The following is a 9,310-nucleotide window of genomic DNA, read 5'->3' on the forward strand; positions in this document are numbered from 1 at the left end:
AATGCTAGATGATGATTTATTTGCTGATTTAAATTTAAATAGCGATCCAACTCCAGCCAAAGAAGCTCCAAAAATTCAAAAAATTAGTGGAGGCGAATTTGAGAAATTTGCGAAATCTATTTTAACTGAACTTGTAAAAGATAATGTGCCTCCAACTCCTACTAATTATGGGGTTTATTTTCAAAAAATGCTTGAAGAGCGTCCAGGAGCTTTTAAGAAAAAAGTTGGTGAGATTATGGAATTTGAGCAAAATGATGATGGTCTTAAGCGTGCAAATATAGAACAAGAAATAAAGAAAAGTTTTAATTCTACTTCGGCATTATTGCAATATATTGCCATGATTTATAGGCATCTTGAAACAGTTAAAGATATGCTAAAAAGGCGTAATTCAGAACTTGCTATTAGTACAGGAAATTTAGCTGTTTCTAATGTAATCCATGCCCTTGAAACAGACCTTTCAAGATTTTCTAGCATTTTAGATAAGTATTCAGATGAGATTAAAGAAAATTTTGATGAGGTTAGACAGACTTATAAACATATAGAAGAGCAGAGTGATTTTGACTCTAAATTTGGAGTTTTTAATAAAAAATATTTTTTAGAAAATTTGGAAAAAAGCATAGAGAGTAATGCTAAATATAATTATTATACCTCTTTGATATTCTTTAGAGTAAAAGAGGAAATTTTAGAGCAAACTTATACTCAAAAAGAGAAAAATGCCTTTTTAAAAAGTGTTTGTAAAATTTTTAGTAAAAATGTTTCTTCAAGTGATATAGTAGCACATTGTGGAAATAATATTTTTGCTATAATGATCTCTCATACTAATTTAGAAAAAGCACAAGAAATATGCAATAAAATTTTAGAATCCTTAGAAAATTCAAATTTTTTCTTAGCAGATAAAGAAATAGAGGCAGATGTGGAGGTTGCTATTAGTGCAGTTAATAGTGACAGCAAAGGTGAAGAATTAATAGAAAAATGCATTGAAGCTTTAAAAGACTCGGGAAAAAATTTAGAACCTTTTGTAATAGTGGAAAAAGAAAAATGATAAGAAAGATAATTACCTATCCTAATCCAAGATTATTTTTAGAATCAAAAAAAGTAGAAAATTTTGATAAAGATTTACATATACTTTTAGATGATATGTATGAAACAATGATAGCTAATAAAGGTGTAGGTTTGGCAGCTATCCAAGTTGATGTGCCAATTAGAGCTTTACTTGTAGATATTGGTGATGAAGAAGGTGAGCAAAAAGAAGACAAACAAACTCTTTTAGAAATCATCAATCCCATTATAACACCTTTAGATGATGAAAGAATTTCTTGTAATGAGGGTTGTTTAAGTATACCAGGTTTTTATGAAGATGTAATGCGTTATAAAAATATACAACTTGACTATCAAGATAGGTTTGGAAAGCCACAAAGTTTGCGAGCACATGAGTTTTTAGCAGTGGCTATCCAACATGAAGTTGATCATCTTGATGGACATTTATTTATAGAAAAACTTTCTTTTTTAAAGCGTCAAAAATTTGATAAAGACTTTAAGAAAAAATCCAAAAAGAATAAATGAAAAAGCTAAAATGTGCAAGTTTTTCTACAGAACTTGATATCATCGATGTAGAATCAACTTTCACAAGAGGTTTGCCAGGCTTTAGCATAGTGGGTCTTGCAAACTCTACCATCAAAGAAAGCACTGAAAGAATTAAAGCAACTTTGTTAAGTCAGAATTTTAGCTTTCCAGCACAAAAAATTACTATCAACTTAAGTCCTTCGGATATTCCCAAAAATGGTTCTCATTTTGACTTAGCTATTGCAATTTTGATTTTATTTCAAAAAGAAATTTTAGATGATTTTTTTGTTTTTGGAGAACTTGGATTAGATGGGAGTATAAAAAGCACTGCTAGTTTATTTTCTATCTTGCTTTTTTTAAGTACAAAAATACAAAATGCTAAAGTAGTAGTACCAAAAGCCATAGCACAAAAAGCTTCAATGATACCTAATTTAACAATTTATGCTTTAGAAAATTTAGCCCAGGCTGTAGATTTTTTTAAAGAAAAAAAATATGAGAATTATCATATATGCAATGCTCATCCTTTATTTGAAAATGCTATAAAACTTAATGGGGAAAAGTATATAAAAAACACTAGCTTTCCTTATGATTTTAAGGAAGTTAAAGGCCAAGAAAATGCTAAATTTGCTTGTATAATAGCAGCTTTAGGAATGCATAATATTTTATTTGAAGGTAGTCCAGGTAGCGGTAAAAGTATGTGTGCTAAAAGACTTTCTTTTATCATGCCACCACAAAGCTTGAAAGAAATTTTAGCTCAAAACGCTTATAAGTCATTAAATTCTTTAGATGATGATTTTAGCGCTAGTAGGGTTTTTAGAAGTCCTCATCATACAAGTACTAGAGCTAGTATTTTTGGCGGAGGAACTAAAAATGCCAAGATAGGAGAAATAGCACTTGCAAATGGAGGAGTTTTGTTTTTTGATGAGTTTCCTCATTTTTCAAAACAAATCATAGAAAGTTTAAGAGAGCCATTGGAGGATTTTAAAATTCTTATTTCAAGAGTTAATACCAAAGTGATTTATGAAACTAAATTTTTATTTGCTTGTGCGCAAAATCCTTGTCCTTGTGGAAATTTATTTTCTAAAAATCAAAATTGTCGTTGTCAAGAAATAGAAATAAAAAAATATAAAAACAAAATTTCATCTCCAATTTTAGATAGGATTGATCTTTATGTAGCTATGGATGAAATTTCACATAAGGATAAAATGAGTTTAACATCAGAGCAAATGAGCGAGATGGTATTTAAAGGATTTTTATTTCAAAAACAAAGACAGCAAGAAGAGTTTAATGCTAAATTAAATGATGAGCAGATGAAACAATTTTGTATTTTAGAGTCTTCTGCTAATGAAATTTTGCAAAAGGCTATAAATTCATATAATCTTTCTCAAAGAGGGGTAAATAAAACTATAAAAGTAGCAAGAACCATTGCAGATTTAGAGCAAAGTGAGTTGATTTTAAAAACTCATATTTTAAAAGCATTAAGTTTTAGAATGAGAAATATTTAGGAGCAAAAATGGAAAATAAAAGCATAGCAATTTTTATAGATGCGGAAAATATTCCTTCAAAATACGCAAAATCGATTTTTGGTATTGCTTCTGATTATGGAGAAATTGTTATAAAGCGAATTTATGGAGATTGGACTCAAAAAAATATACAAAATTGGAAAGAACAAATCGCACAATATTCTATCATTGCTATGCAACAATTTAATTTTTTAGCTAATAAAAATTCAAGTGATATGTATTTAATTACTGATATTATGAGTGTTTTTTATGAAAAAGATATTGATATTTTTGTTATTGTATCAAGCGATAGTGATTATACTAGTTTGATACAGAAGCTAAAAGAAAATAAAAAACAAGTTATAGGCATGGGTTTAAAGCAAGCTGTAAAATCTTATGTGAATTCCTTTAGTGAATTCTTTTATTTAGATCAAGATAAAACAAAAACAAAAGTCATAATTGAAAAAGAATATATCAAAGATTTAATCAATATCGCAGAGGCTTTGATAGAAGAAAAAGGTCGCGCAGAATATGCTCAAATTCGTACTAATATGAACAGAAAACATGCAAATTTTATTCCACAAAATTTCGGCTTTAAAAATTTTAAAGCTTTGATGAAAGAACTTTTACCAAAGATGAAACAATTTAAAGAAGTAAATGAGAAAAATATTTATTTCCTTGAAAAAGCAAAGGCTTAAAAATGGAAAATATCTTAATAGCTTTTTTGGCTGTTGTAATTTTAGCTTTTGTATGGGTGGTATTTAAAAGTCAGAAAGAAAAAGTAAAGTTAGAATTTTTAAATCAAAACAATATGACTTTGCAAAATCAACTTTCTAATTTAGAGTTTGAAAAAACTGCACTTATAGAAAAAAATTCCAAACTTTTAGATGAAAAAATATCGTATTTATCTAAAAATGAAGTTTTAGAGGCAAAATTAGCACAAAAAGAACAAACTCAACAAGAACTTTTAAATATGCATTTAAAAGAGCGTGCGAATTTAAAAGAAGAATACACTCAAACCTTAATAAAATTAGAAGAAAAATATAAACAAAGTTTGACGGGATTAAAACAAGAGCTAGAGCAAAATTTCCAAAAACAAAATGCTAGTATTTTAAATCAAAACAAACTTATGCTCAATGAAGATACAAAAAAAATCTTAGAAGAAATTTTCTTGCCTGTGAAAAAAAGTGTTAAAGAGTATAGTGAAAAACTCAGTCAAAATGAAGTTAGCATTAAAACACAAATTGATCATATGTTTAAATTTAGTCAAAATATGGGAGAAAATGCAGATAAGCTAGCTAAAATTTTAAAAGGAGATAAAAAAATTCGTGGTAATTTTGCAGAATTGCAACTAAAATCAGTTTTAGAAAATAGTGGTTTAGTAGAGGGTGTGCAGTATAAATTGCAAGAGAGATTTCAAGATGAGGGTAAAACTTACATTCCTGATGCGGTTGTGTTTTTAGATAAACAAAAAAGTATAGTTATAGATGCAAAATTTTCTCTACCAAGTGATTTTAGTTTTGAAGATATTAGTAAAAATACCTGTCTTGATTTGGCTTATAATCTAAAATCAAGGATTGATGAGTTAGCTAAAAAGCCTTATATGCAGTATGATAAACACACTTATGAGTTTGTTTTGCTTTTTATACCTTATCAAAATATTCTAGATTTGATTTTAAATGTAGATCTTGAAATTTATCAATACGCTTATAAAAAAAAGGTTTATTTAACTACACCAAACACTCTTTTTATGGCATTAAATACTATAAATATTTCATGGAAAAATATACAAAGTAATGAAAATATCTTAAAAGCTTTTGATGAACTGGGTAAATTTCATGATAAATTTGCAGGCGTTTTGGATGATTTTGAAAAAATCAAAGAAAATGTTAAAAGATTAAACACAAATGTAGATAATATGCAAACAAAGCTTACTCATGGAAGTGGAAATATCGCTTCAAGAGTGATAAAGCTTAAAGAGCTAGGCGCTAAAACTCAAAAATTTATAAAATGTGAGATGAGCGATGAAAGCAGTATTTAAAGATAATATTTCTTATGAAAAAAAACTTATTGAAAAAGGTTTGGATGAGTTTTTAATGATGGAAAATGCAGGCATAGAGCTTGCAAATTTGATTAAGAAAAAAAGTAAAAACATAAAAAATGCCAAAATTTTATTTTTGCTCGGTACTGGTGGAAATGGAGCTGATGGACTTGTGGCTATAAGGCATTTAAAAAAAGCTTTTGCTTTTGTTATGCCATATAAAAAAAATACAATGTTTATCAAGCAAGAGCAAATTTTAAAAAATATAGGTTTTAAATTTTTAAAAAAAGAACCTAAATTTAAAGATTTTGACATCATTGTTGATTGTGTTTTTGGGAGTGGTTTAAATAAAGCTTTAGATGAAAATTTGCAAAGAATTTTTAAAAAAATTGCTAAAAGTAAGGCTTTAAAAATAGCTTGTGATGTTCCTAGCGGGCTTGGACAAGAGCTATGTTTTAAGGCTGATTATACTCTTTGCATGGGAGTGATTAAAGAAATTTTATTAGAAGATTTTGCAAAAGAATTTGTAGGTAAAATTAAAATTGCAAATTTGGGTTTAAAACCTTATATGCAAAATACTTCAAGTTTTTTACTAGAAAAAAAAGATTTAAAACTTATTACAAAAAAGATTAACTCAAATAAAGGCGATTTTGGCCATGTTTATATTTTTGCAAATAAAAGTGCAGGTACTCTAGCTGGACTTGGTGCTTTAGAATTTGGAGCAGGACTTGTATCTTTAGTGGCTAAAGAAAGTTTTTCACCTTTGATTATGCTAAAAGATGATATTGAAAGCAAAATAAATGCAGCTGCTATAGGTATGGGACTTGATGATTTAAGTATTTTAAAAGATGAAAGATTAAAAAACATTCCTTTGGTTTTAGACGCAAATTGCTTTCAAAGTGAAAATTTACCTTCATATCTTGCTAGAGAAGATGTTGTTTTAACCCCTCATCCTAAAGAATTTTGTATGCTTTTAAAACTTTGTTTTAATGAGGATATAAGCGTAGAAGAAATTCAAAACAAACGCTTTTTTTATGCAAGAAAGTTTAGTTCTAAATTTCAATGTGTTTTGGTATTAAAAGGAGCTAATCCTATTATTGCTCAAAAAGAAAAATTTTTTATAGTAAATTGTGGCAATGAAGCTTTAGCAAAAGGTGGAAGTGGGGATGTGTTAAGTGGTATGATAGCAGCTTTGCTTGGAGCTAAATTTAATGCTTTAGAAGCTGCTAAAAATGCAGTATTAGCTCATGCTTTAGTAGCTAAAAATTATAAGAAAAACAAAATTAGTTTTGATGCTTTAAAATTGATAAAGGGGTTAAAATGCTTATAAAATTAGCAATTTTATTTAGTGGTAATGGAAGTAATTTGGAAAATATTTTAGCAAAATTACATAAAAAAACTTTTGGTAAAAATACCTTTGAAGTGGTTTTATGCGTGTGCAATAAAAAAGAAGCTTATGGTATACAAAGAGCTTTAAAATATAACCTTAATACTCAAATTATAGAGCATGAAAAATTTACTTCAAGAGAAGAATTTGATGCAGAATTAGTAAAAATTATAAAAGAAAGTCAAGCAGATCTGACCATCTTAGCAGGATTTATGCGAATTTTAAGTCCTATTTTCACTCAAAATATAAAAGCTATTAATCTTCATCCTTCTTTGCTTCCTTTATTTAAAGGTGCTCATGCTATCAAAGAAAGTTATGAGAGCGATATGAAACTTGCGGGTGTTAGCGTGCATTGGGTTAACGAAGAGCTTGATGGTGGTAAAATCATTGCTCAAAAGGCGTTTGAAAAAGCTAAACTAAGCTTTGAAGAATTTGAAGATAAAATTCATAAATTAGAGTATGAAATTTTACCTGCAACTATTGTTGAAATTTTTGAAAATGATTAATTTTTTATCATTATAATTACGCTTTTTATTTTAAGGAAGTTAAATGTTTGAGTGGATTTTTAGTGTGGATGCGTGGGTAGTGTTGCTTACGCTTACAGCTTTAGAGATTGTGCTAGGGATTGATAATATCATTTTCTTGGCTATTTTGGTTTCTAAATTACCACCAGAACATAGAGATAAGGGTAGAGTTTTAGGCCTTGCTTTTGCGATGATTACTAGAATTTTATTGTTATTGTCTTTGTTTTGGGTTATGAAGCTTGTCACACCTTTATTTAGTATATTAGGGAATGAAATTTCAGGTAGGGATTTGGTGCTTTTGCTTGGAGGATTGTTTTTGATAGTTAAATCTATCAAAGAAATCAAAGAAAGTATAACACATCAAGAGGAAAGTCAAAGTAATATAAAAATCAGCAATAAACTTTGGATTGTAGTTGCTGAAATAGCTGTGATAGATATAGTATTTTCTCTAGATAGTGTTATTACTGCTGTGGGTATTGCTCAAGATATAGAGATTATGATTATTGCTGTTATTATTGCAGTATTAGTAATGCTTTTTGCTTCTAAACCAATTGCAGATTTTGTAGAAAAATATCCAAACATTAAAATTTTAGCTTTGGCATTTTTAGTAATGATAGGTTTTGTTTTAGTATGTGAAAGTTTTGATATTCATATAGATAAGGCCTATATTTATGTAGCTATGGCCTTTTCTTTGGTAGTTGAAATTTTAAACATCATTTCACAAAAAAAACAAACAAATAATTCTTAAAATATTTAGCATTTTTTATGCTAAATATTCTTATTTATCTTGACTTTTAATATTTTTTTATGTAAAATAACGCTTTATTTTTATACATCGGGGTGTAGCGCAGTCTGGTTAGCGCACTTGGTTTGGGACCAAGGGGCCGAAGGTTCGAATCCTTTCACCCCGACCATTTTTATAAATGGTGAGTGTAGCTCAGTCGGTTAGAGCATCAGATTGTGGTCCTGAGGGTCGTGGGTTCGATTCCCATCACTCACCCCATCAGCGCTCGTAGCTCAACTGGATAGAGCGACAGACTTCGGATCTGTAGGTTATGGGTTCGATTCCTATCGGGCGCACCATAAGCCTATTGTTACTTTTATTTTTTTGCGCTCATAGCTCAGCTGGATAGAGCAACGGCCTTCTAAGCCGTAGGTCAGAGGTTCGAATCCTCTTGAGCGTACCACTTTTGCGGATGTGGTGAAATTGGCAGACACGCCAGACTTAGGATCTGGTGCAGCAATGCGTGAAGGTTCAAGTCCTTTCATCCGCACCACTAATCTAGATTTTACTCAAATATGAAAACCTATAATTTATTTTTAGTTGTACAATAATAATATTTTAAATTAAAATATATTGCAAATATTAGGAAGATATTATGGTAAATATATATCAAGTTAAAATTATCGAAAATTTTTGCAAGGATAAATTTAAAAAAGATACAAGGCTAAAGGATTTTTTTCATATCTTTTTGGCGCAAAATTTAGAAATTTATACCAATATAGAAGACCAAAATTATACCAAAGGTACAATACTAATATATAAAATTTTTGATATATGTATTATATGTATAAAAGATGGAGTTTTCGTAGGTCAAGAGTATTGTCAATTTAAAAAAAGCGTGATAGATTATATAGTTGCTTATACTGATGAAAATATGAATGATGGTAAAATATCGCAACTATTAAGAGGTAGTTTTACATTAAAAATAGATAAATCAAATTGTTATGATAATCCAGATATTAAAGTTGTGTTTTCAGAAAAAGGCTTTTTGTTTCAGGCTAAATTTAACAATTGTGAAAGTAAATTTAAAGATACAATGACTATGTTTGCACTTTCTTTGGCTTATCGTGAGAAAATGGAGTATTATTTGAATTTGACTTCAAGTATTATAGATAAAGAAAACTACCATGATGTTATTGATATTAAAAAAGATTTTTATGTTTTTAATTTGAAATATTTTTTTAGCAACCCAATACATTATAACTACCAACAAAAACACACAATATGGAAAATTATATTTCATTATTATAATATTTTAGAGCAACATCAAGAATTAAAAATTCAAATAGAAAATCTTGTTGATATTTTGCATATTGAGCAAAATCAAGAAGAAGATAAAAAGGAAAAAATAAAAGAGAATAAAAGAAAAAAAATTGAAATGATTTTTTTAATCATCGGTGCTTTTGTTACTTTAGCTTCGCTAGTTAGTGTATACAAAGATGCTATGGAATTACTTGGTTAAAGTTATAGTATCACTTGTTTTGTGTTTTACTAAAATTTAACTCTCTA

General features: G+C 28.6%; 9 protein-coding genes and 5 tRNA genes. All 14 read left to right on the top strand.

All coding sequences use genetic code 11. The features are described 5' to 3' along the window. The first annotated feature begins 1 nt into the window (after nucleotide 1). The 14 genes from L8W40_RS05880 to L8W40_RS05945 all read left to right on the top strand — a co-directional run bounded on the left by L8W40_RS05880 (nucleotide 2) and on the right by L8W40_RS05945 (nucleotide 9,263). Nucleotides 2–1,042, top strand: coding sequence for a GGDEF domain-containing protein (locus L8W40_RS05880; RefSeq protein ID WP_133318992.1), 1,041 nt, complete (start codon nucleotides 2–4; stop codon nucleotides 1,040–1,042). After that, nucleotides 1,039–1,563 carry a peptide deformylase gene (gene def, locus L8W40_RS05885; protein ID WP_263664912.1) on the top strand — a complete coding sequence of 175 codons (525 nt, stop codon included), beginning with the start codon at nucleotides 1,039–1,041 and terminating at the stop codon, nucleotides 1,561–1,563. Before L8W40_RS05880 ends, def begins: the two co-directional genes overlap by 4 nt. Further along, the gene (locus tag L8W40_RS05890) at nucleotides 1,560–3,068 is read left to right on the top strand and encodes a YifB family Mg chelatase-like AAA ATPase (protein WP_263660668.1); all 1,509 of its coding nucleotides are present in this window, start codon (nucleotides 1,560–1,562) and stop codon (nucleotides 3,066–3,068) included. The genes def and L8W40_RS05890 overlap by 4 nt, the downstream gene beginning before the upstream one ends. Before the next feature lie 8 nt (nucleotides 3,069–3,076). Then, nucleotides 3,077–3,763: an NYN domain-containing protein gene (locus tag L8W40_RS05895; RefSeq protein ID WP_263664913.1), complete on the top strand. Its 687-nt coding sequence runs from the start codon at nucleotides 3,077–3,079 to the stop codon at nucleotides 3,761–3,763. 2 nt (nucleotides 3,764–3,765) lie between these two features. Further along, on the top strand, nucleotides 3,766–5,106 hold the full coding sequence (rmuC, locus tag L8W40_RS05900) for a DNA recombination protein RmuC (RefSeq protein WP_220566475.1): 1,341 nt from the start codon (nucleotides 3,766–3,768) through the stop codon (nucleotides 5,104–5,106). Continuing rightward, nucleotides 5,090–6,436, top strand: a complete 1,347-nt coding sequence (locus L8W40_RS05905; RefSeq protein WP_263659581.1) for an NAD(P)H-hydrate dehydratase — start codon at nucleotides 5,090–5,092, stop codon at nucleotides 6,434–6,436. Before rmuC ends, L8W40_RS05905 begins: the two co-directional genes overlap by 17 nt. Further along, nucleotides 6,427–6,999, top strand: coding sequence for a phosphoribosylglycinamide formyltransferase (gene purN / locus L8W40_RS05910; RefSeq protein ID WP_263659582.1), 573 nt, complete (start codon nucleotides 6,427–6,429; stop codon nucleotides 6,997–6,999). The genes L8W40_RS05905 and purN overlap by 10 nt, the downstream gene beginning before the upstream one ends. A 43-nt stretch (nucleotides 7,000–7,042) precedes the next feature. Continuing rightward, entirely contained in the window at nucleotides 7,043–7,765 is a 723-nt protein-coding gene (locus tag L8W40_RS05915) for a TerC family protein (protein ID WP_220566477.1), read from the top strand. Between the two features lie 88 nt (nucleotides 7,766–7,853). After that, nucleotides 7,854–7,931: transfer RNA gene (locus L8W40_RS05920), tRNA-Pro, on the top strand. A gap of 12 nt (nucleotides 7,932–7,943) precedes the next feature. Then, a tRNA-His gene (locus L8W40_RS05925) sits at nucleotides 7,944–8,020 on the top strand. 3 nt (nucleotides 8,021–8,023) lie between these two features. Continuing rightward, nucleotides 8,024–8,100 (top strand) — tRNA-Arg (locus L8W40_RS05930). A gap of 27 nt (nucleotides 8,101–8,127) precedes the next feature. Then, nucleotides 8,128–8,204, top strand: a tRNA-Arg gene (locus L8W40_RS05935). Nucleotides 8,205–8,209: 5 nt separating this feature from the next. Next, a tRNA-Leu gene (locus tag L8W40_RS05940) sits at nucleotides 8,210–8,294 on the top strand. 102 nt (nucleotides 8,295–8,396) lie between these two features. Continuing rightward, a complete protein-coding gene (locus L8W40_RS05945; protein WP_263659583.1) occupies nucleotides 8,397–9,263 on the top strand; it encodes a hypothetical protein in 867 nt (288 codons plus the stop codon). The last annotated feature ends 47 nt before the right edge of the window (nucleotides 9,264–9,310 follow it).

Origin of the sequence: Campylobacter sp. IFREMER_LSEM_CL1846 (assembly GCF_025772105.1) — a bacterium.
Classification (GTDB): domain Bacteria; phylum Campylobacterota; class Campylobacteria; order Campylobacterales; family Campylobacteraceae; genus Campylobacter_D; species Campylobacter_D lari_D.

What these genes read in the sequence shown, in the direction of transcription:
- L8W40_RS05880 (WP_133318992.1), top strand. Translation starts at nt 2, where the DNA reads ATGCTAGATGATGATTTATTTGCTGATTTAAATTTAAATAGCGATCCA.
- def (WP_263664912.1), top strand. Translation starts at nt 1,039, where the DNA reads ATGATAAGAAAGATAATTACCTATCCTAATCCAAGATTATTTTTAGAA.
- L8W40_RS05890 (WP_263660668.1), top strand. Translation starts at nt 1,560, where the DNA reads ATGAAAAAGCTAAAATGTGCAAGTTTTTCTACAGAACTTGATATCATC.
- L8W40_RS05895 (WP_263664913.1), top strand. Translation starts at nt 3,077, where the DNA reads ATGGAAAATAAAAGCATAGCAATTTTTATAGATGCGGAAAATATTCCT.
- rmuC (WP_220566475.1), top strand. Translation starts at nt 3,766, where the DNA reads ATGGAAAATATCTTAATAGCTTTTTTGGCTGTTGTAATTTTAGCTTTT.
- L8W40_RS05905 (WP_263659581.1), top strand. Translation starts at nt 5,090, where the DNA reads ATGAAAGCAGTATTTAAAGATAATATTTCTTATGAAAAAAAACTTATT.
- purN (WP_263659582.1), top strand. Translation starts at nt 6,427, where the DNA reads ATGCTTATAAAATTAGCAATTTTATTTAGTGGTAATGGAAGTAATTTG.
- L8W40_RS05915 (WP_220566477.1), top strand. Translation starts at nt 7,043, where the DNA reads ATGTTTGAGTGGATTTTTAGTGTGGATGCGTGGGTAGTGTTGCTTACG.
- L8W40_RS05945 (WP_263659583.1), top strand. Translation starts at nt 8,397, where the DNA reads ATGGTAAATATATATCAAGTTAAAATTATCGAAAATTTTTGCAAGGAT.